Raw genomic sequence first — 19,501 nt, 5'->3', positions numbered from 1 at the left:
GGAACCACGTAGGTCCGACCGGACCGCGGCGACTTATGGCATGGCGTCGCAGGCTGGAAGAAGGCTCTGCGGCTTGTGCTCTGAGGGCTCTAGGAACTCAATGTGAGTTCCTTCGTGCGGACTTCGAACAGACGCGCGCCCTCGCGCGTCGGCTGGAGCCACCCGGCCGGTCGCCAACCCCAGGAGTCATACGCCTGCTGAGCGGCGGCGTTGTCAGGCCGTACGAGCAGCGTCGCCCTCTCTTCCCGCCGGGTGCTCAGGAGCCGGTCGTGGAGCGCCCGCGCGATACCCCGGCGCTGCCACGATCGCCGCACCAGCAATTCGCAGACTGCGAAAGTCCGGCGGCCGTTCTCGTCCGTGAAGCCGTCCTGCACCGGCTCGTGGATGCCGTCCCACCAACGCGTATCGGCTCCGAGCGGGAAGCCGTAGACGTAACCGACCAGCTCGTCATCGACGCGGGCCGTCACCAGCTCCCAGCGTTCCTGGGGCATGTGCGCCGCGAGCTGCCGTTCGTACCGCTCGGCCGTGTAGCGCGGACCGTCGTCGGCGTGCGCGTCGAGGTACACGTCTAAAAGCTGGTCCATCAGGCTCTCGGCCTCTGCTGCGGTCTGGCGGCGTAGTCGCAGATTCTCCCGCACGAGACCAGCATCCCACCGAGCCGCAGCCACTCGGTGAAGGGCGATCAGACGAGATCAGCGAATGGCTTCCAACGCAGACCGTGATCGCTTTGTGTGACCGACTTCAATCGGTTGGCGAATTCGGCCGCCACGCTCGCCGAACTTGCGAGAAGCGGCGTAGCAGCAGCGATCATCTTGAGCTCGCGGGCCTCGCGCAGTAGTGGCCAGTCGCGGTCGGACGTCACGTCGTACCCGTACGCATCGGCGAGCGCCCGATGCTCCCCAGCCTTCCCGAAGCGGGCCTCGCCCACGGCGACCGCTGCCAGGTCCACCTGCCAAGGTCCGAGACAAGTGGCGTCGAAGTCGCAGAACAGGATGCCGCCCGACGCATCCCGGAGCAGGTTGCCGACGTGCGCGTCCCCGTGGATGAGCGAGTGGGACGCCCTCTGGTTGAGGTCGGCGATCTGGGGCTCCAAGCGGTCGCACCACTCCACCAGATAGTCGTAGTCGTGGGCGCTCAGCCCGTCGGCATCCGCCAGGCGTCGACGCGCATCCCCGATCGGATCCCAGACGGCCAGCGGGAAGGGCGGGGGTCCGAGCGCATGAAACCGCCGCAGCGCCGAGCCGAGGTCATCCACCGTCGGAGTAGGCCCAGTGGGTGGCACGTAGGCCCATACCGAGGCGGCCAAGTCACCGACCGCAACCGGCTGCGCCACGCCAGGCGCCAGCCGGATCGTGGGCGCGTCCAGCTCGGCGAACCATCGCGCGAGCTGAACGACCTTCGTCACCCGATCCCGGAGCCGGTGCGTCCGCGCGATGCGGATGACGAGCCCGGAATCCGGCAACGCGAACACGGCGTTGTTCGTCAGCCGCAGGAGGCGGGCATCCTCGGTCTGAACCTCAAGCCCGCTGGCGATCTCCCGCATGGCGCGGGTCATCGCTTCTTCCGAGAACCGTCCGCTCATACCGTGGCCGCAGCTCGTGCGGTGAGTGTCCGATCGAATTCGGCAACGACAGGAAGGTGGCGGTGCCGTCCGAGATCGCGCCGCAGGTTGAGCACTCGATCAACCACTCGACTGGAACTCAGCGCACGCGACTGCTCGACCACGCGCGTGCCGACAGCGACCGCCCGCTCGGGCTCATCGGCGAGGAAGAGCGCACTACACAAGCCGACCTCGTTCAGGACCATGCTGCGGACGTTCGCCGGGCCGAAGGCGACGATCGCCTCTTCGACGCTCCGCACCGCCTGTGCCGCGTGCGTGCCGGTCTGCCGGGCCATGTCGCGGTACACGCGGCCGTACTGGGCTAGCAGTTCGCCACGGTCGTAGAAGGCCATCCAGGTCGGCTCGCGTTCGGGATCTACACGCTCGAACTGATCACTCGCGCGACCGAGGAGGGTCAGCGCGCTTCGGTGGTCGCCGAGTGCGGCTGTCGAGGCGGCCTCCGCGCCCCAGAGCAGCGCCCTCACCGCCGGGGTCGCCCGCGATCCCAGCTCTGAGTGGGCCAGCCTCAGCGCGGCCAGAGCATCGTGGTTGTGCCGAAGGTGTTGTAGCTGCTTGGCTTGCGAGTAGCGGATCAGGGCCGCCAGCGGGGCATCGTCAGCGGACATCGCGGCCCGCTCGCCGGCGGCGAAATGCCGCTGAGCGTCCGCGTGCCAGCCGGCGTCCAGCGCGGTCCAGCCGGCCAACTGACGCGCCGCCGCGACCGCCGCGACGAGGCGGGGTGTCAGCCCGGGCGCGTGTGACCAGTCGAGCATCCCGTACACCGACTCCGCGAACCGCGCGACCTCCCGATAGAGCAGGCCGCCACCGCATTCGTAGTCGACCGACCGGTAGAGCTCCAAGACCGCGTTCAGCCGAGAGACGTCCGCACTGCCGATAGGCCGGGGCCGGGGCTGCTCGGCGACCCCGACCAGCCCGGCTCCTGCCGACACCGCGGCGATGCCGGCCAGGAGGGTTCGCCGACCCAGGTCTGGTGTTGCGCCGATCCCGTCGGCCGGAGCGCTGGCCGGGGAGTCTGGACCGACTGAGAACCAGAGAGACACCGGCGGGATGCGGAGCACGGTCGCCCAATGCGTCAACCGGTCGAGATGCACCAGGGCTGGCCCGTTCTCGATCCGGCTCAACTGCGCCTGCGTGATCCCCAGCCACCCCGCGACGACGCTCTGCGGCAGCGGGCTCCGCCCGTGGTACGGGTGGTGGCGGTACGCCCGGATCACCTGCCCGAGATGCCGCCGGGCCAGCGCCGTTCGTACCGGTTCATGGTCCCAGAACGAATCGGGTACGGCGGGCGGCGTGCTGAGGCGGTCGCGTTCGGCGGCCTGGCAGGGCGCGCAGCGTCCCGTGCCGTTGTCGCGCGCCAGGCGGCCGCCGCAACGGGGGCAGTTCGCAGGTGTCACCGGCAACCTCGCCGTTCGCGGAGAACCTGTGTCCGAAGTCGAGCCTAACCATTCAACCCGTTCCGGAGCGGCCCGGTATACGCACCGTGCATATCGCCCTACGTCTCGGATGGTGACCGAGCGTATGCAGTGTGTGTATGGCGGCCACGATCAGCAGGGCATGCGTCTCCTGCCGAGGAGGACTGAGGGTCAGCACATGGCCCGGGGCGGGTGCCGGGCTCCGGTGGCACCGCGTCCCCCGATCGCGGCTCCGCCGTCTCCGCCCGCCCCGGCGCCACTCCACGAGACCCCGACCCGGAGGCGCCCGCCGATGTCCGCCGTACTCGCCGACTTCCCCGTCCTCACCCCTGTCACCGACGAGGAACTACTCGTCGCCGCGCTGGCCGTGCGCGTACACGTGCCCGAGCACTGGCCGCAGGGACCGCTGTGCCGCAGCGAGCGCGTCCCGTACCCCTGCCGGCTGGCCCGGTGGGGGAGGGCGACGCTCGCCGCGGCCGGGCTGCCCGACGAGGCCGTGGTGGTCGGGGCGGTGACATCGTGATCTACGTGACCGGGGAGCGGGTGCAGGCGTACCAGGTGCGCAGCGCATTCTTCGACACCCGCTGGCGTGGGCTGGACCCGGCGCAGGTGCACGACTACCTGTGCCGGGTCGCCGACGAGATGGACCGCCTGCACCGGGAGCTCACCACGGCGCGCACCGAGTCGGAGCGGATTCGCCAGGCGCTGCGGCAGTGGCAGTCCCGGCACAACGGCTGCCGGCGGCGCGGCCACGATGACTGAGCCGCGCTGGATAATCCACCTGCCGACCACGCTGACGTGCCGGGACGCCGCCGTCGAGCTGGCAGCCGCGCTCGCGCGGTCTCTCGGGCACCTGCCTGCCGTCGACTTCGGCGAGACGACGCTCAGCGAGGAGGACGCCCAGCACCTGCGGTACCGGGTCTGGTGTGACGTGCGGCTGCCCGGCGGCGGGCGCTGCGGACACCGGGATGGTCACGACGGGTGGTGCGGGGCGGCGGAGCTGCGATGACCTCGGCGTGTCGATGAACGCCCTGGTGACGGGCCGGACCGGTGGGAGCGATCCCAGACGGGGCGACCATCCACCCTGTACGGTCGCTACACTCCCCGAAAACGCCCGGAACCGCCCACGGACTCTGGAGAAGCCTGTGACCCGCGACAAGGCCGCACCGCCCGGAATCGACGTCACCGTTCCCAGCGTGGCCCGGGTCTACGACTACTTCCTGGGCGGCAAGGACAACTTCGAGGTCGACCGGAAGGTCGCCGAGCACGCCCTGCGGATCACGCCGGACGGGCCGGCCGCCGGTCAGGCGAACCGGGCGTTCCTTCGCCGGGTGATCCGCCACCTCGTGACCGAGGCGGGCATCGACCAGTTCCTCGACATCGGGTCGGGGCTGCCCACCCAGGGCAACGTGCACGAGGTCGCGATCGAGCACAACCCGGCTGCCCGTGTCGTGTACGTGGACAACGACCCGATCGTCCTGGCGCACGGGCGGGCGCTGCTCGCCGCGGAGGGCACCGCGACGGTGATCCAGGCCGACATCCGCGAGCCGGAGGAGATCCTCAACGACCCGGACGTCCGCCGGTTCCTCGACTTCGACCGCCCGATCGGGCTGCTGCTGTTCGCGATCCTGCACCACATCGGCGACGACGAGGACCCGCGATCGGTGGCGGCGGCGTTGATCGACGCGCTGCCGTCCGGCAGTTACGTCGCGATCTCGCACTTCCGTGACCCGGGTGAGCGGGATCCGGAGGGTTCCCGCAAGGCCCGCGAGGTCGAGCGGGTGTTCAACGAGTCGCTCGGCACCGGTCGTTGGCGTACCGACGAGGAGATCCTCGCCTTCGCCGACGGGCTGACGCCGCTGGAGCCGGGCCTGGTGCCGCTGGCCGAGTGGCGTCCGGACCCGGACGCGCCGGCCCCGCAGCAGACCGACACCTACCACACCTTCGTCGGGCTACTCGCCCGCAAACCATAGGCGGTACGAGGCGGTAAGTGGGGTGCGGACACGTCAACCGGACTCCTCCTCGCCCTCCTCGAAACGTCCCAACGCGGCGGACAGGTCCCGCAGGAACGCGTCGACCCGGACGCGGTCGTAACCGTGCGCGACGAGCGGCAACTCGGCCAGGGCGAGTTCCACCTCTGCCTTCGCCCCCAGCCGCCCCAGGAAATCCTCCGACCGCAGCGCCTCCCGGCCCTTCTGCACGAGGGCGTCGACGGCAGCCCGGTCGTATCCGCGCGCTTCGACCGGGAAGCGGGCTGAGTCGAAACGCTGCCGGACGAGCTGGCGGTGGTCGGTGAAACGGCTGCCGCCGTACCGGGCGAGGGCGTCGGCCACCTGGTCCGTCTTCTCCCGGACGTCGTGCACTTCGAGCAGGAGCAGGCAGGGCCGGTCGTCCAACGGGCTGCGGTGGGTCAGCGGGACGTCGAGGGTCGACCCGGGTGCGGGTACGAGCAGCAGCAACGGCGACGGCATCCGCTTGCCGGCCAGCACCGGAGGTGGCTGGTACAGGACCAGGTGGTCGATCTCCGCCCAGGGCAGCAGCCGGTTCAGCTCGGCCGTCCGGACGGTCAATCCTTCGAGGCTGATGTGGAACCGGAACGGCCGGACCGCCTCGACGACGCCCGCGACGCCGGCGAGCATGACGAGTCCGCCGAGGATCAGCCCGCCGATCAGTCGAAGGGTGCTCCCGCCCAGCCCGAACAGCACCATGCAGAGACCGAACGGCAGCAGGACGAAAGCGATGACACAACCGATGCGACTGCGGTGAAGGTCCATCGTCTCACCTGCGATTCCCCCGTCGTCCCTGACGGCGAGTGTGGCAGCCGGGTGCAAGGTGATCGATGGGTGATGAACTCCCTGGCGTCGCCGCGCAGTCCTATCCCGTGGCGTGTTAAGAAGGGGCCCCGCCTCTACCGGAGACGTTAAAAGGGGGCCCTTCCTTGCACGAAGCCGAGCAGGTGATCCAGCGTGTGCTGCGGGATCTGCGCGACGGCACGCACCGCGGCGTCGTCGTGGACTCGCCACCCGGCGCCGGGAAGTCCACCCTCGTCGTCCGCGCCGCCGTCGAGACCGCTGCCACCGGCGATCCGCTGATGATCGTGGCGCAGACCAACGAGCAGGTGGACGACCTTATCGACCGGCTCGGCCGCAGGGCGCCGGAGCTGCGCGTCGGGCGGCTCTCCGCCACCGACTACCGGCCCACCGAGCGGGTCACCGCCCATCCGGCGGTCCGGGTCGCGGCGAAGGTCGCCGACCTGGGCGGCCCGGCGGTCACCATCGGTACGGCGGCCAAGTGGGCCACTGTCACCGAGGGGAGCTGGCCGTGGGCGATCGTGGACGAGGCGTATCAGATGCGCGCGGACGCGCTGCTGCGCGTGGCGGGGCGGTTCGAGCGGGCGCTGTTCGTCGGCGACCCCGGTCAGCTCGATCCGTTCAGCACCGTGGAGACGTTCCGCTGGACCGGTCTGACCTGGGATCCGATGCAGTCGGCGGTGGCCACGCTGCTGCGGCACAACCCGGAGCTGCCGGTGCACCGGCTGCCGGTGTCGTGGCGGCTGCCCGACTCGGCCGCCCCGGTGGTGTCCGCCGCGTTCTACCCGTTCACCGGGTTCCGCGCCGGGACCGGGCCGTCCGACCGGGCGCTGACGTTCACCGAAGCGGGTGCGGGTGACGCCTACGACGCCTCGGTCGAGGTGGCCGCCGCCACCGGCTGGGCGTTGCACGAGCTGCCCGCCCGGCACACCGTGCGTACCGATGGAGAAGCCGCCGCGGCTTGCGCGGAGCTGGCGTTGCGGGTGCTGCGGCGCGGCGCGGTCGCGGTGAGCGAGGCCGCGCCGGGCGGCGCGCCGGTCACCGCGGACCGGATCGCCGTCGGGGCCGCGCACCGCGACCAGGTCGCGGCCATCCGGTCCCGGCTGGGCGCGGCCGGGGCGGGCATCACCGTCGACACCGCCAACCGGCTCCAGGGCCGGGAGTACGACGTGACGATCGTGCTGCACCCGCTCTCCGGCCGGCGCGACGCCACCGCGTTCCACCTGGAGTCGGGGCGGCTGTGCGTGCTGGCGTCACGGCACCGGCACGCGTGCGTGGTGGTGGCGCGGGCCGGGATCGGTGAGCTGCTCGACGCGTATCCGTCGACCGAGCGGGTGCACCTGGACGTGCCGGTGAAGTTCCCGGACGGCTGGGAGGCCAACCAGACGGTGCTGACCCACCTCGATGCCCACCGGGCCGGACGAGGGGTTGTTCGGATGGCATGATCGGCGTCCCAACTCGTACGGGTGACCGAGTTGACGCTTGCGGAGGGTGACCCTAACCTTGCTCATAGGGGAGATGGTGGCTGGCGACGATGAGCTGACATGTAGTCGTTGTCCGAGCCGTCTCAATACCCGGCCCCAGCCTCGTGCTGGGGCTTTCCCCTTTCCGGCCGTTCGGGTGTTCCGGCGATTGCGGTCGGTGGGCACGATGGCCGGATGCACCCTCACGACCCGTACTACCAGGATCCGTACCAGCCGGATCCGTACCAGCAGCAGGCGCACTACCCGCCGCCGCAGTACCCGCCGCAGGCGTTCGTGCAGCCGCCGCCGGCCCAGGAGAACGGCAGGTGGGCGATAGTCCTCTGGGTCGCGGTGCCGGCGCTGCTGGTGATCCTGTGTTGTGCCGGATGTGTCCTCTCCGGGTTCGCGGGCGGGTTCGTGGAGGGCTTCAACGAGGGCTATTCGTCGTCGTAGGAGTGCTGCCACGCGCCGCGTCCCCGCGGGTCGAACAGTGCGGTCGTCCGGCGGGCGTTGGCGAAGACGTCGACGTAGTGCAGGTCGAGCTGGTAGGCGATGGCCGGCCCGGTGTCCCGCGCCACCATCGCCCGCAACCGCTCCGGTGTCGGCCGCCCGTCGTGGCTCAGCACGGCCGCCAGCACGCCGCTCCGGCCCGCGCCGAGCGCGGACACCCCGGTGACCGGGCCGCTGCGGCCGTCCGAGCACCACAGCGTCCCGCTGACCCGCAGCGCCGGCCCCTCGCCGACGTTCTCCACCGGGACGACCAGGTGGTTCTTCGTGATCGCGAGGAATGCGTACGCCGGCTCCGGCGCCGAGGCGAGCGCGAACCGGTCCTCGGCGGGCGGGTGGTGCGTCACCATGCCGCCGGAGTCCGGAAAGGCCACCGCCTGGTGTACCGGGAGCAGCAGCGGGTACCGGCTCAGCACCAGTGAGCGGCGGGTCTCCTCCAGCTGCCGGTCGGTGCGGGCCAGCGCCTGCCGGGAGAGGTGGATCGCCGCGAGCGCGCCGACCGTGGAGGCGATGACGGCGAAGGAGCCGACGATCGGGGCGGCCCGCTGACCGGGGCCGGCGACCGCCACCACCACGGCGGCCACTGCGGCGCAGGTCGCCACCGCCCCGGCGAACACCAGCCCGTGGCGTCCGACGGCGTTGAGGCGGGCCCGGACCCGGCGGAGCACGACGGCCCCTAGGCGAACGACGATCCGGCGTCGCCCCATCGGGTACGCGGAACGGTGACCTTCTCGTCCCGCCAGGTGAGCGCCCGGGACTGGGCGAGAACCCGCAGGATCCGGTGCCGGTCGCGGGAGTCGTAGCCGAACACCGGCTCCGCCCGGGTCCGGTCCCGCACCGTCATGAACTCCAGGATCTCGTTCTCCGGCACCGGGCTCGGGCCGCGATCGGCGAACGCGCGGTACAGCTCGTGGTAGGCGTTCTCGATCGGCCGGACGAACGCCGAGTCGGTGGCGATCGCGTGACGGTCGCCGTCGACCGCGACCGCGTCGATCACGCCGGCCGTGGCGGCGTACCGGATGGCCTGGCTGACCGCGCCGGCGGCGCGTCGGTTCGGCCCCTGTCCGACACCGCCGGCGCCGATCAGCCCGGACAGCTTCCGGTACGGGATGGAACGCCGCTGCTGCCGGAAGGACTCCATGGTCAGGGCCGCGTGCACCCGCCACAGCGGCTCCAGATAGCCCAGTGCGAGATCGTCGGTGGTCACCGAGTACGTGTCGTCGGCGCCCCTGCGCACCAGCCGCACGGCGGTGAGCGCGTCGAGCACGCGCAGCAGCCGCGATCCGTCGTCGGACTGGAACGGCCCGCTGCGGAGCTGGGTGGCGGTCAGCCCTTTCGGCCGGGCCGCCAGGCGCCGCACGGCGTAGTCGACGGCGACGAGATCGGTGAACCGGCCGGCGTTCAGGTCGACGTAGACGCGGGTCATCGGGCGGGGCAGGAAACCGTCCTTGGCGCGTACCGCCGCGTCGGTGCGGGTGACCTTCTGCCCGATGGACTCGATGAGCGCCCAGTACCGCAGTTCGTCCTCGTCGGGCAGGACGCCCCACTGCGCCAGCGTCGCGGTGCGCTCGGCCTGTTCCCGTCCGCCCAGGATGACACCGCGTCGTTGCAGTTCGACCAGGCCGAGCAGGGCCTTGCAGCCGGCGGCGGGCGGCTGCCGGAGCGAGTAGATGTCGTCGATGCAGATCGAGTCGAGCCCCGGCAGCGTGAGGATGCTCCGGAACTGCGGGGAGAGCCGGTCCGGATCGCCGTAGACGACCGTCACCCGGCAGCCGTCCCGCAGCAGGCGGCGGATCAACGGGATGAAGTCCTGGTCACCGGTGACCAGCACGAACTGACCGCAGCCCTGGTGGAGGTAGTCCATGGCGAGCACGGTGAGGTGGATGTCGGCCTGTTCCTTCAGGCTGACCACCACCTCGGCGTCGATGAGGTGCTCCGTCATGGCGGTGGTGATGCTGCCGTCGAACCGCACCGCCGCCATGTGCTTGTACTGGAGGTGGCCACCGCACCTGGTGGTCGCGTCGCTCCAGAGCGCGTCGACGATGCCCCGCTCGACCAGGTGGCCACGACCGATGACGGCGCCGGCCAGGTTGTCCCAGTCGACGAGCAGGACGCCCGTGTTCCCGACCGGCATGCGCATTCCTCCCCGAGCTGATCGAGGTGCTTGTATCCGAATTCTGGCCCCCCGTCCTGCCGTTGCCGCTTCATCCGTTCGGGCACGATGCCTGTCAGTTCGGTGTGCGGTGCGTGACCTCCAGGTGACCGATCGTCTACAGAAGACGGTAATTCAGGTGGTGGAATGCCTGGCTGCCGCCCATCGACAATGAGGTTTCCTGTTCGTCTTCCGCCCGGAGGCGGTCTTGGCGCGCTTCTTCCCGCGGCATCAGCGAACGAACGCCACGCGCGGCGAGCGGGTCGTCTTCGAGCGTCTCCGCTCCCTGAACGACTCGTGGTGCGTGCTGCACAACCTGGCGTACGTCGACTCCGGCCAGGCCCGGCTCCGGATCGGTGAGACCGACTTCGTCCTGCTCCATCCCCGGCACGGGCTGCTGATCATGGAGGTCAAGGACGGCGGCTACCGGGTCACCGACCGGCAGTGGTTCGCCTCCCGGCGCGGCGCCGACGTGCCGCTCGGCGATCCGTTCGACCAGGCGGTGCGCAACAGGTACGCGCTGGCCAACTGGCTGCGCCGCAGCACCGGTATCCGGCAGGTGCCGGCCGGGCACTGCGTCGTGTTCACCGACGGGCGGCCGTCGGGCAACCTCGGTCCGCACGCCCCGGACACGATCGTGCTGACCGCAGCCTCGCTGGAGCATGCGCCGGTCCTGGTGGAACGCGTCATGGCCCACTGGGACCAGCGCGGATGGACCAGCCGGTCGGACTTCGAGCAGGCGTTGGCGGCGCTGGCGCCGAGCGCCGTGGTCGCGCGCACCCTGCGCTACGACGTCGACCTGGCCGCTGACGACCTGGACCGCCTGACCCGGCGCCAGATCCAGCTCACCGGGCGGCAGTTGGAGGTGCTGGCGGGCACGTCCCGCCGCCCGGCGTCGCTCGTACTCGGCGCGGCGGGCACCGGCAAGACCCTGCTGGCACAGGAACGCGCGCGGGAGCTGGCGGCCCGCGGGCTGCGCGTGGCGGTGATCGGGCAGCAGCGTGACCTGCGCCTGGAGATCCGCCGCCAGTTGCGGGTACCGGGGGTGAGCTCCGGCGATCCGCAGGACGTCCTGTGCGACCTGTTCGGGGCCGACCGGATCGGCGGGTACGAGGGCGAGCCGTTGTGGGCCACCGTGCTGAGCCTGGTCGAGGCGTACGGGCGACCGCTGGACTGCCTCATCGTGGACGAGGCGCAGAGCCACGACGAGGACCTGCTGGTGGCGTTGCGCGAACTCGTCCGGCCGGACGGCTCGGTCGTGCTGTTCGCCGACCCGTACCAGCGGGACCGGTCCGGCACGTGGCGTCCGGACGGGGCGTTCAACGAGTTCTGGCTGACCGAGAACTGCCGCAACACGCTGCCTATCGCCAAGTTGGTGGCACGCGTCTCCGGGGCGCACACGCCGTTCACCGGCCCGGACGGCCGGCGGCCCCGGTTCACCGACGGCACGGCGGATCTCGTCGGGGCCTGCGTGGACGCGGTCGTGGAGATCGTGAAGGACCTGGCGACCAGCCAGGCGGTCCTGGTGACCGCGACGCAGGGCAGCCATGCCGCGATCCGCCGGGCGCTGGCCGGCCAGGGCGTGCGGGTCAGCCCCGGACTGCGCGGTGACGGCCTGGCGGTGTGCACGGTGCGTCAGTTCCACGGGTGCGAGGCACCGGCCGTTGTCTACGCCGACGACGGGGACGAGGACTGGACGACCAGCTACATCGCGGTCAGCCGGGCCTGCGCGTTCCTGCACGTCGTCGGCGGTCACGACAGATGGGAACCCTTCCGATTCCTGATGGAGGATGATCGATGACGCTCTACGACGAGGCGGTGACGTTCCTCGAGTCGGAGGGGTGGTCGGTTCCCGTGCAGACGCGGGCCGAGGTGGTCCGGGCCCGCCGTGCGGCGTACGCGGACAACAGCGAGCACATGACCGTCTGGTGCCCCGCGGTCCCGGACGCCGACGACCTGCACCGGCGGGAGGCGAGCCTTCTGCAACGCTTCGCCGAGGAGGCTCGTACGCCGGGGGCGAAGTTCCTGCTCGTGGAGTCCACCCAGGGCCTGTCGACGGAGTTCCGCAGGCTTGCCAAGCACGAGTTCAACGTGGACATCCGGGTGCCGATCCAGTTTTTCGACGCCCGGTTCAAGTGGGACGACTCACCGATGTCGGCGATGGCCGGCACCGCCGCGCAGCAACTGTCCCGGGACGGGGAGTCGGCGGCCCGCCGGCGGACACCGCAGCCCTTCCGGGCGGTGGGTACCGGCGCGGTCGGCGACGACCTGATGACCGAGCTGGCCCGCAGGTTCGACAGCCAGAGCGGATGGGACCGCCCGATCGTCCTGGTGACCGCGCCCGCCGGTTTCGGCAAGAGCGTGCTGTTCCAGTCGCTGTTCGCGACGCTCTACACCAACTTCCAGAAGGCGAAGAAGCAGCTCCGCCGTGCCTACCGGCCGTTGCCGCTGCTGCCCGACTACGCCGCGCTGGCGAGCGCGCCGGCGTTGGGCCCGATGGTCGACGCCCTGTTGCAGACCGAGGTCGCCCGCCCGGTCAAGCAGCCCACCTTCCAGTGGATGCTCACCCGGGGCTTCGCGAGCTGGCTGCTGGACGGGCTGGACGAGGTCATCGCCCAGGACCCCGACTTCTTCGAGTACATCCGTGAGATCGTGGCCCGGCCGGACAACCCGACCACGCCGCGCATCCTGCTCTGCGTCCGGGACTCGCTGCTCAGCTCCAACCAGGCACTGCGTGACTTCCTCGCGGTGGCGCACGAGTACGTCGAGGAGTTCCGCCTTTTGCCCTGGCGGCCCGAGTCGATCCGCACGTTCGCGCGGATCCGCCTTCAGGACGACGACCACCGCCTGCTCGACATCGTCGACGCGAAGCCGCAGCTGATGCGGCTCTGCGGTACCCCGTACTACGCCGAACTGCTGGCCGAGCGGGTCGCGCTCGGCCAGACCGACGGCATCCCGGACGACTACTCGGAGATGGACCTGGTCCACGACGCGGTGGACGCGATCATGGACCGGGAGTACAAGAAGGAGCAGTTGCAGGAGAACGTCGTCAACCGGGCGGATCTCCTCGACATCATCAGCGACGTCGCGGTCGCCGAGCTGGAGAACGACAACCGGGGTGTGCCGGTCCACGAGATCGGCGAACTCGCCGCCTTCGTGCTCCCGGCTGACCTCTCCGACGTGGAGCGGGAACGCTGCACCGACGCCATCTGCCGCCTGCCGGTCTTCCGTGCCGCGTCGGAGCGGCAGCGGGTGCGCTTCGCCCAGGACGTCATCTTCGAGCATCAGATCGGCGACCGGGCCGCCCGGTACTTCGCGGTGAACCCGGTGCGATTCGCGCAACTGCTGGACTGCCGGCCCTTCCCGCCGGACTCCTTCGCCATCCGCGTGTTGTGCGCGCGGATCAGGGAACTCGCCGCCGGCGAGGAACTGCTCACCCGGCTGGCGAGCGCGACCACGGCGCCGACCGCGTTCCGCAACATGCTCCAGGTGCTGCTCGGGCTTCCCGACTGCGACCGGCTGCTGCCGCACGCTCCGCTGGAACGGCAGAACCTGTCCGGGCTGACCTTCGCGAACCTGTCGCTGGCCGAGGTCAGCTTCCGCGGCGCGAACCTGGAGTCGACCCGCTTCCAGAACTGCGAGATGGCCGGTTGTGACCTGTCCGACGCGACGCTGCACGGCACTCGCTTCGACGCCTGCCTGCCGAGTCTGGCCGAGGCCGACTTCGGGCAGCTCACCGGCTTCGTCTCGGTCGAGATCGACAGCCGTCCGGCGATCGAGGACGTCAACGACTTCGTCCGCCTGCTCGGCGGTGACGGCCGCCGGGAGCGCCACTTCGTCGGTCCCTGCCCCACCGCGCTGCAACTGCGGTTCCTGTTCCTGAAGTTCGTCCGGCCGGACGGGCACTACCGGCGCGATTCGCTCGACGAGAAGGGCCTGCTGTCGGGCCGTCGCATCGTCGACCCGGCCTCGGTGCTCAACGGCGCGGTGCGGGCCGGTTTCCTCACCGCCATCCCGAAGCGTCGCCGCTACGAGCGCACCCACAACCAGCTCTACGCGGACATGGTGGGCTTTGCGCAGAACCTGCGGGTGACGCCGGCCATCCGCGCGTTGCTGGAGGACACCTGCCGGGTGGAGGGGTGCCCGCACGTGGTCCACGAGAACACGGGCGCCGGCTGAGCCGCCGCCCTCGGCGCGCGGCGCTGGCGGCGGTGCGTTAGACAGGGATCATGACCGCGAGCGTGCTGCCCTGGCTGGGCGGGGGAGTGGTGGCGGTGGCCGCCGGTTTCCTCGCCGTGTCGCTGCCCCGGCGCCGCGTCCGGGCCGAGGGCCGGCGGGTCGCCTGGTCGTCGGCGCGGGCGGCGATCCACGACGCCACAGTCAGCCGGGACGCGTCTTCGACGACGGTGCCGGAGGCCGAGCGGCTGCTGGCCCACGCCGAGATGCTCGCCGCCGCCCGCGGCGGCGCCGACGCGGCCCGCGCGGCGGCCGAGCACGCCCGCCGCGCCGACGAGCTGTGGCGGGCCGGGCGGTGACGAGGGTACGCAGGGAGCTGTTGCGCTGGTCGCTGCTGGCCGCCGCGGCGGCGGTGCTCGTGGTGTTCCTGGTGGCGCAGCGGCAGAGCGTGGAGGTCAGCTACGGGCGTTCCCCGTCGACGGCCGCGCTGCCCGAGGGCTCGGCCGGGGAGTTGAGCGACGCGAGCGTGCCCTCGGTCGAGGAGATGACCGCGCTGGTCGCCGCCGATCCGGTGGTCCGGCTGCCGGGCGCGGTCGCGCGCTGGGACGAGCAGCGGGTCCGGGCCGCCGTCGGTGACCGGGGCACCCGCATCCTGGTCGCCCCGCCCGGTCTGGACGAGGCCGAACGCCGGCGGGTGAAGGACGTGGAGAACGCCGAGATCCGGATCGTCGGCACCGAGGTCAGCGGTGGCCTCTACGTGGCCTCGCCGGACGACCTGCCGGGCTGGCGGGCCCGGTTCGCCACCGGCGACGTGACCGGCTCGGTGCTCGCGCTGCTGGCCGCGCTGCACGACCAGCCGACCCCGCCGGACGGCGACGACCTGCGCTGGCGGGAGCCGACCGGCCCGGACCTGGCCCCGGTGGTCGCGGCGCTGCGCGCCACCGGCCGGTACGTGGGCCCCGGCGCCACGCTGCCCGAGCTGCCGGAGAAGGCGGCGAGCGCCGCGTTCCCGGACGGCGCCTGGTTCGTGGTGCTGCCCGCCCAGCCGTACGGCGAGCCGTTGCCCGCGTACGGGCCGGCGCTGCACCGGCTCGCCCCGGACCAGCCGCTGGTGGTGATGTACGGCGACTGGATCGAGTACCACGGTCCGGGTGCGGCGTCGTTCGCCGAGGTGGCGGGCGCGAGCTTCTACGCCCAGTTCGGCGGGCGGCTCGGCCGTTACGCCTATCCCCAGCAGAACGTGCTCGGCGCGTATCTGGCCCAGGTCACCGACGTGCGGTACGCGGGGCTGTTCGACCGCCCGCTGCCGTACCGGCCGTTCGACCCGCTGCGGGTGGCGTTGCCGGCACTGCCCTGGATCTTCGCCGGGTGCGTGGCGGGTTTCGTGGTGCTGTCGATCCGTACCGTGCGGGGGTCCGGCCGCCGTCCCGCCGACGTCGGTCCGGGTGGCACGCCGGCCCGGCTGGCCGGGCTCTCCGCGCTGGCTGTGGAGTTGTCGCTGCTCACCGATGCGCGCAGCGACCCGGCGCTGGTCCGGGGGGTCGGCCGGTTGCGGGCGGCCCGGGACGCGTTCGACGAGGGGTTGCCCGACCGGCACGTACGCGAACTGCTCGCCGACGCGGCGGCCGAGCTGGACGACGTGGCCCGGGACGTGCGGATGCCCGGCTACCGGCCGGACGTCTACCTGCGGGCGAGGCTGTCGTGAGCCGCGTCGCGGCCCGTCCCGAGCGGACGGCGACCCGTCGTGGCGTGGCGGCGACCGGCCCGCGCCGGCTGCTCGGCCGCCTGGTCGGCACCGCGTTCGGCCGGGCGGTGCTCGCCTGCCTGGCGCTGGCCGGCTGGGCGCTGTGGACCGGAGGCATCCTGGACGGTCCGGCCGCCCGGCAGGTACGCGGCTCCTCGGTCTACGCGGCGCCCGGAGTGGACCTGGACCGGGCCGCCGCCGAACGGGTCATCGGCAACCGGCGGCTGGTGGTGCTGATCATGGAGCCGGGCGCCGACCTGCGGGAGGCGTGCGACGACACCGAACGCGCCACCCAGGGCACGCTGGTGCTGGCGATGAGCCGCGACGGCGAGGACTGGGACACGTACGGCTGCTCCCGCCTCGGCGGCGACGGCCCGCGTGACCTCGGGCGGGCCATGGTCGCCGAGACCACGATCAGCCGGGGCGCCGATGCGTTCGTGGACCGGCCGGTCGAGGCGCTGAAGGTGATCGTGCTCAACTACGACCGGCTGGTCCGGGCCGGTCTGGTGCCTGACGGCGCCCGTACCATCAGCCCGTCGCTGCCCCGGTATCTGCTGGCCGGCGGCGCGGTGGCCGGGGTCGTGGCAGGTGCGGCGGTGCTCTGGCTGGGCGGCCGGCGGGCCGGACGCCTGGCCGACGCGCGCCGGGCCGGGCGGGACGCACGCGCCGACGAGCGGGCCGCGCTCGGTGCCGCCACCGCGGTTCTCGCCCAGCAGATCATCGACCTGGACCGGTACGTCGGGCCGGTCGCCCCGGCGCACCGGCGGCTGGCCGCCGACTACGTCGGCCTGCTCGACGAGGTGTCCGACGTGGACGGGAACGCCGAGGCGCTGCGCCGGCTCCGGGAGCGGGTCGAAGGGCTGAGCCGCCGCGCGGCGGATCTCGCCGACGACGCCGCGTCGGGTCGGCGCGGGACGCGCGGACGGGGCCGGCGGTGACCCGCCGACCCCGTCGTCACTGCGTCGTCAGCGCTGGGCGCCCACCGTCGAGGCGGCCGGCCAGCTGCCGGTGAAGACCTGGGCGGGCGTCGCGCTGCGGGCGGCGAAGCCGAACAGCGAGTCGACCCGGGCGGCCTCGGTGGAGCTGGGGTACGGGTTGGTGCAGCTCGTGCCGGCGCTGCCACCGGACATCAGGATGGCGCAGTTGCCGTTGTAGTTGTCCGGCAGGCCGAGGATGTGGCCGATCTCGTGCGTCATGATGCGCAGCGCCGAGTACTGCTGGGCCTGGTAGTAGTCGATCACCACGCGGCCGTTGCCGAGGCTGGTGCGCTGGGCGTACGAGCCGCCGCCGTAGGTGTAGGTGATCCGCAGGTTGGACCCGCACTGGGCCATGTTGATGTTGTTCGTGTAGTTGTTCCAGATCGCCGCCGCCTGCACCGCCGTGTTGGCGAACGGGCCGGCCTGGCTGATGTTGTAGCAGACGTTGCGGACGGCGGCGGAGGCCGGAGCCGGGTTGACGGCTACCGCGCCGAGCGCTGCCAGCGTCGCGGCCGCGAGGGTGGCGAGGATCCGGGACAGCTTGGGCTTACGCATGGTTCACACTCCTTGGGATGGGGGGTGAGCGGAACGCCGCAAGCCTATAGATAGGTATTCATCGATATCAAGGGTTGCGGTGAACTGACCGGACTCGATCATCCGTACCCCTGGTCGTGCGGACCACGGAGGTGGCGACCTGTTCCCGCGAGCCCCGCGACCGGCTCGGCCCGGTCGCCGTGCGCGCGGCGGTGCACCGCTGGCTGCGGCTGATCGCGGCCGACGCGGAGTTGGCGCCGTACCTGATCGGGGTGGACCGCCAGCGGCTCGCCGCGCTGTTCACCGCCCGGCTGGGCGCGGCTCTCGGCGGGGCGCGGCGGGGTTCGGACGGCGACCCCGCGGACGTCGGCGGACCGGCCCTCGGTGGATCGCGGCGCCCGCCGCTGACCGGGGAGCAGCGCTGGCGCGTCCTGGACTACCTGGCCGCCGCGCTCTGGGCGCTCGATCTGCCGGCGGCGACGGTAGTCGACGCGCAGCGGGCCGTCGCCGGGTTGCTCCGGGCCTGAGCGACGGCGGGTCGCGTGAATGCGGCACAGGAACAGTCGTTCACGCCGCCGGGTATCCCCGGCTTTCCTGTCGACCTCCCGTCACACAGGGTGTTTTCCTGATCGCTTCCGGTCGATAACGTCGGGCCACTGCCGTCGACGAAGGGCCGACGATGAACGACAACGGACACCTATTCGACCGTCGGCGGCTGCTCGCCGGCGCGGCGGCGGCCTCGGCGGTCACAGTGACCGGCCTGGCCGTCGCCTCCACCACCGGCGCCGCGGCGGCCGCTCCGAGCCGCCCCGCGACGCCGCTCATCACCAGGGACCGCATCGCCACCGCCGCGCTGCGCGCGCCCGACGGGTCCGCGCTCGCGGTCGCCGTCCAGGCCGACTTCCACGCCCGGCTCGCCGCCTGGCTGGCGTTCTGGTCGGCGAACTCGCCGTCGGCCTGGAGCGTGCCGGTGCAGGTGGTCGCCCGGATCGAGGCGGCCGGCGACGCGCTGGTGCTGCACGGGATCCGGCACCGCCGCGACGACGAGCTGCGCGCCGGCTTCGCCGCCGGCCGGCGGGACGCCACCCACCTGGCCACGCTGGCCAGCCTGCACCACCACTTCCCGAGCGTGCGGGTCCGCCCGGACGGCACGATCCGGGTCGCCGACGGACCCGCCGGGTTCACCGGCGCGCCGGAACAGGTCGCCTTCGCGGTCGCGGCCTGCCGCGAACTGTGGGGCGACGCGGCGGCGACCGTCCACCGCTGGGCGGAGCACGCCGCCCGGGTGCTCGCCCGCGCCGGGCACCGCACCGACGCCGCCTCGCACGCCGGCTGGGCGGCCTTCACCCGCACCAGCCTGCGTCGCGGGCTGGGCACCGAATCGTACGAGTGACCGGAGGTAGCACATGGCCCGCAACGAGTTCCGCTTCGTGGTCGACGGCGTCGATCTGAGCCCCGAGCAGCAGACCCTGATCGCCGCGGAGATCCAGAAGGCCGGCCTGGCCGCCCTGCGTACCGCCGACGCCAAGCTGACCAACCCGCTGACCGTCGGTCACGGCAACATCAAGCTGCGTCCCGAGTGGTACGGCCTCTGGGTCATCGACGGCCCGTTCGCCCAGGACCTCGGGCAGAAGATCAACGACATCGGGTTCTGGATCCAGCGGTGACCGACGCCGCCCGGCCGGCCGGCACGCCGGAGCGGATGTGCCCGAGCACCCCGGCGTCGAACGCCACCGTGTTCCTCGGCATGATCACTCCGGCGGGCCGGGTGGCCTACGTGACTCCGGCCGTACCGGCCGAGGTGGCGCTCGCCGGGCTCGGTGACTCCGACGAGCCGATCGAGTCGCGGGCCCGGCTCGCCGGCCCGTGCGTCACCTCGTCCTGCGGCTTCTGGACCGGCTCGCACTGCGGGCTGGGCGCCCGGATGGCCGCCTCGTACGCCGAGACCGCCCCGCCCGCGGAGGAGACGCTGCCGAAGTGCGCGATCCGGCGTACCTGCCGGTGGTTCGCCGAACAGGGACCGGCCGCCTGTCCGGCGTGCGCGCACGTCGTCACCGACGCGCGGATCTGAACGCTCCCCGGTTTGTCGGACCCTTCGACTAGCG

General features: G+C 72.1%; 22 protein-coding genes. 15 read left to right on the top strand and 7 right to left on the bottom strand.

Annotation, left to right across the window (positions count from 1 at the left end; all coding sequences use genetic code 11):
• Nucleotides 1-89: 89 nt before the first annotated feature.
• The 3 genes from ABD52_RS07060 to ABD52_RS07050 are packed head-to-tail and all read right to left on the bottom strand — an operon-like array spanning nucleotide 90 to nucleotide 3,015.
• Entirely contained in the window at nucleotides 90-638 is a 549-nt protein-coding gene (locus tag ABD52_RS07060; protein WP_047891241.1) for a GNAT family N-acetyltransferase, read from the bottom strand.
• A gap of 44 nt (nucleotides 639-682) precedes the next feature.
• Nucleotides 683-1,582: a phosphotransferase family protein gene (locus ABD52_RS07055; RefSeq protein ID WP_047891240.1), complete on the bottom strand. Its 900-nt coding sequence runs from the start codon at nucleotides 1,580-1,582 to the stop codon at nucleotides 683-685.
• Nucleotides 1,579-3,015 (bottom strand): helix-turn-helix domain-containing protein, encoded by a 1,437-nt coding sequence (locus tag ABD52_RS07050; RefSeq protein WP_047891239.1) that lies wholly within the window; start codon nucleotides 3,013-3,015, stop codon nucleotides 1,579-1,581. The genes ABD52_RS07055 and ABD52_RS07050 overlap by 4 nt, the downstream gene beginning before the upstream one ends.
• A gap of 310 nt (nucleotides 3,016-3,325) precedes the next feature.
• Here ABD52_RS07050 and ABD52_RS07045 point away from each other — a divergent pair, with 310 nt between their 5' ends.
• From ABD52_RS07045 to ABD52_RS07030, 4 genes are all read left to right on the top strand, one after another.
• The gene (locus tag ABD52_RS07045) at nucleotides 3,326-3,556 is read left to right on the top strand and encodes a hypothetical protein (RefSeq protein WP_013474174.1); all 231 of its coding nucleotides are present in this window, start codon (nucleotides 3,326-3,328) and stop codon (nucleotides 3,554-3,556) included.
• A complete protein-coding gene (locus ABD52_RS07040; RefSeq protein ID WP_013284289.1) occupies nucleotides 3,553-3,795 on the top strand; it encodes a DivIVA domain-containing protein in 243 nt (80 codons plus the stop codon). The genes ABD52_RS07045 and ABD52_RS07040 overlap by 4 nt, the downstream gene beginning before the upstream one ends.
• On the top strand, nucleotides 3,788-4,042 hold the full coding sequence (locus ABD52_RS07035; RefSeq protein WP_030272979.1) for a hypothetical protein: 255 nt from the start codon (nucleotides 3,788-3,790) through the stop codon (nucleotides 4,040-4,042). The genes ABD52_RS07040 and ABD52_RS07035 overlap by 8 nt, the downstream gene beginning before the upstream one ends.
• Nucleotides 4,043-4,178: 136 nt before the next feature.
• Nucleotides 4,179-5,006 (top strand): SAM-dependent methyltransferase, encoded by an 828-nt coding sequence (locus tag ABD52_RS07030; protein ID WP_041784141.1) that lies wholly within the window; start codon nucleotides 4,179-4,181, stop codon nucleotides 5,004-5,006.
• Nucleotides 5,007-5,039: 33 nt separating this feature from the next.
• On the opposite strand, the gene ABD52_RS07025 is transcribed toward ABD52_RS07030, so the two are convergent.
• Nucleotides 5,040-5,807: a hypothetical protein gene (locus ABD52_RS07025; RefSeq protein ID WP_013284292.1), complete on the bottom strand. Its 768-nt coding sequence runs from the start codon at nucleotides 5,805-5,807 to the stop codon at nucleotides 5,040-5,042.
• A 164-nt stretch (nucleotides 5,808-5,971) separates the two neighbouring features.
• Here ABD52_RS07025 and ABD52_RS07020 point away from each other — a divergent pair, with 164 nt between their 5' ends.
• Nucleotides 5,972-7,288, top strand: coding sequence for an AAA family ATPase (locus tag ABD52_RS07020; RefSeq protein WP_047891238.1), 1,317 nt, complete (start codon nucleotides 5,972-5,974; stop codon nucleotides 7,286-7,288).
• A 213-nt stretch (nucleotides 7,289-7,501) separates the two neighbouring features.
• Nucleotides 7,502-7,759, top strand: a complete 258-nt coding sequence (locus ABD52_RS07015; protein ID WP_013284294.1) for a hypothetical protein — start codon at nucleotides 7,502-7,504, stop codon at nucleotides 7,757-7,759.
• On the opposite strand, the gene ABD52_RS07010 is transcribed toward ABD52_RS07015, so the two are convergent.
• Together ABD52_RS07010 and ABD52_RS07005 are read right to left on the bottom strand one after the other, a co-directional pair.
• Complete coding sequence (locus ABD52_RS07010; protein ID WP_047891237.1) at nucleotides 7,744-8,481, bottom strand: hypothetical protein; 738 nt, start codon at nucleotides 8,479-8,481, stop codon at nucleotides 7,744-7,746. The two genes, ABD52_RS07015 and ABD52_RS07010, sit on opposite strands and share 16 nt — an antisense overlap.
• A gap of 8 nt (nucleotides 8,482-8,489) precedes the next feature.
• Nucleotides 8,490-9,947 (bottom strand): NYN domain-containing protein, encoded by a 1,458-nt coding sequence (locus ABD52_RS07005; RefSeq protein WP_047891254.1) that lies wholly within the window; start codon nucleotides 9,945-9,947, stop codon nucleotides 8,490-8,492.
• A 226-nt stretch (nucleotides 9,948-10,173) separates the two neighbouring features.
• Here ABD52_RS07005 and ABD52_RS07000 point away from each other — a divergent pair, with 226 nt between their 5' ends.
• The 5 genes from ABD52_RS07000 to ABD52_RS06980 are packed head-to-tail and all read left to right on the top strand — an operon-like array spanning nucleotide 10,174 to nucleotide 16,823.
• Nucleotides 10,174-11,766: a nuclease-related domain-containing DEAD/DEAH box helicase gene (locus ABD52_RS07000; RefSeq protein ID WP_013474179.1), complete on the top strand. Its 1,593-nt coding sequence runs from the start codon at nucleotides 10,174-10,176 to the stop codon at nucleotides 11,764-11,766.
• Complete coding sequence (locus tag ABD52_RS06995; RefSeq protein WP_047891236.1) at nucleotides 11,763-14,144, top strand: pentapeptide repeat-containing protein; 2,382 nt, start codon at nucleotides 11,763-11,765, stop codon at nucleotides 14,142-14,144. Before ABD52_RS07000 ends, ABD52_RS06995 begins: the two co-directional genes overlap by 4 nt.
• A 50-nt stretch (nucleotides 14,145-14,194) precedes the next feature.
• Entirely contained in the window at nucleotides 14,195-14,500 is a 306-nt protein-coding gene (locus ABD52_RS06990; protein ID WP_030272971.1) for a DUF6403 family protein, read from the top strand.
• A complete protein-coding gene (locus ABD52_RS06985) occupies nucleotides 14,497-15,846 on the top strand; it encodes a hypothetical protein (RefSeq protein WP_047891253.1) in 1,350 nt (449 codons plus the stop codon). The genes ABD52_RS06990 and ABD52_RS06985 overlap by 4 nt, the downstream gene beginning before the upstream one ends.
• Nucleotides 15,843-16,823 carry a hypothetical protein gene (locus ABD52_RS06980; protein ID WP_047891235.1) on the top strand — a complete coding sequence of 327 codons (981 nt, stop codon included), beginning with the start codon at nucleotides 15,843-15,845 and terminating at the stop codon, nucleotides 16,821-16,823. The genes ABD52_RS06985 and ABD52_RS06980 overlap by 4 nt, the downstream gene beginning before the upstream one ends.
• A gap of 27 nt (nucleotides 16,824-16,850) precedes the next feature.
• On the opposite strand, the gene ABD52_RS06975 is transcribed toward ABD52_RS06980, so the two are convergent.
• Entirely contained in the window at nucleotides 16,851-17,417 is a 567-nt protein-coding gene (locus ABD52_RS06975) for a snapalysin family zinc-dependent metalloprotease (RefSeq protein ID WP_047891234.1), read from the bottom strand.
• Between the two features lie 116 nt (nucleotides 17,418-17,533).
• Between ABD52_RS06975 and ABD52_RS06970 the strand changes: the two genes are divergently transcribed.
• From ABD52_RS06970 to ABD52_RS06955, 4 genes are all read left to right on the top strand, one after another.
• Nucleotides 17,534-17,923, top strand: a complete 390-nt coding sequence (locus ABD52_RS06970; RefSeq protein WP_235437386.1) for a globin — start codon at nucleotides 17,534-17,536, stop codon at nucleotides 17,921-17,923.
• Between the two features lie 152 nt (nucleotides 17,924-18,075).
• Nucleotides 18,076-18,789 carry a hypothetical protein gene (locus tag ABD52_RS06965; RefSeq protein ID WP_047891233.1) on the top strand — a complete coding sequence of 238 codons (714 nt, stop codon included), beginning with the start codon at nucleotides 18,076-18,078 and terminating at the stop codon, nucleotides 18,787-18,789.
• A 13-nt stretch (nucleotides 18,790-18,802) separates the two neighbouring features.
• Complete coding sequence (locus ABD52_RS06960; RefSeq protein ID WP_013284305.1) at nucleotides 18,803-19,063, top strand: hypothetical protein; 261 nt, start codon at nucleotides 18,803-18,805, stop codon at nucleotides 19,061-19,063.
• The gene (locus tag ABD52_RS06955) at nucleotides 19,060-19,467 is read left to right on the top strand and encodes a hypothetical protein (RefSeq protein ID WP_013284306.1); all 408 of its coding nucleotides are present in this window, start codon (nucleotides 19,060-19,062) and stop codon (nucleotides 19,465-19,467) included. Before ABD52_RS06960 ends, ABD52_RS06955 begins: the two co-directional genes overlap by 4 nt.
• Nucleotides 19,468-19,501: the final 34 nt, after the last annotated feature.

This window comes from Micromonospora sp. RV43 (genome assembly GCF_001029515.1).
Lineage (GTDB): Bacteria > Actinomycetota > Actinomycetes > Mycobacteriales > Micromonosporaceae > Micromonospora > Micromonospora aurantiaca.
This window is presented reverse-complemented; position numbering and strand designations above follow the sequence as displayed.

Excerpts from the sequence above, each read along its gene's own strand:
- ABD52_RS07025 (WP_013284292.1), bottom strand. The coding sequence starts at position 5,807 with ATGGACCTTCACCGCAGTCGCATCGGTTGTGTCATCGCTTTCGTCCTG.
- ABD52_RS07055 (WP_047891240.1), bottom strand. The coding sequence starts at position 1,582 with ATGAGCGGACGGTTCTCGGAAGAAGCGATGACCCGCGCCATGCGGGAG.
- ABD52_RS06975 (WP_047891234.1), bottom strand. The coding sequence starts at position 17,417 with ATGCGTAAGCCCAAGCTGTCCCGGATCCTCGCCACCCTCGCGGCCGCG.
- ABD52_RS06995 (WP_047891236.1), top strand. The coding sequence starts at position 11,763 with ATGACGCTCTACGACGAGGCGGTGACGTTCCTCGAGTCGGAGGGGTGG.
- ABD52_RS06960 (WP_013284305.1), top strand. The coding sequence starts at position 18,803 with ATGGCCCGCAACGAGTTCCGCTTCGTGGTCGACGGCGTCGATCTGAGC.
- ABD52_RS07045 (WP_013474174.1), top strand. The coding sequence starts at position 3,326 with ATGTCCGCCGTACTCGCCGACTTCCCCGTCCTCACCCCTGTCACCGAC.
- ABD52_RS07015 (WP_013284294.1), top strand. The coding sequence starts at position 7,502 with ATGCACCCTCACGACCCGTACTACCAGGATCCGTACCAGCCGGATCCG.
- ABD52_RS06990 (WP_030272971.1), top strand. The coding sequence starts at position 14,195 with ATGACCGCGAGCGTGCTGCCCTGGCTGGGCGGGGGAGTGGTGGCGGTG.
- ABD52_RS06965 (WP_047891233.1), top strand. The coding sequence starts at position 18,076 with ATGAACGACAACGGACACCTATTCGACCGTCGGCGGCTGCTCGCCGGC.
- ABD52_RS07035 (WP_030272979.1), top strand. The coding sequence starts at position 3,788 with ATGACTGAGCCGCGCTGGATAATCCACCTGCCGACCACGCTGACGTGC.
- ABD52_RS07005 (WP_047891254.1), bottom strand. The coding sequence starts at position 9,947 with ATGCCGGTCGGGAACACGGGCGTCCTGCTCGTCGACTGGGACAACCTG.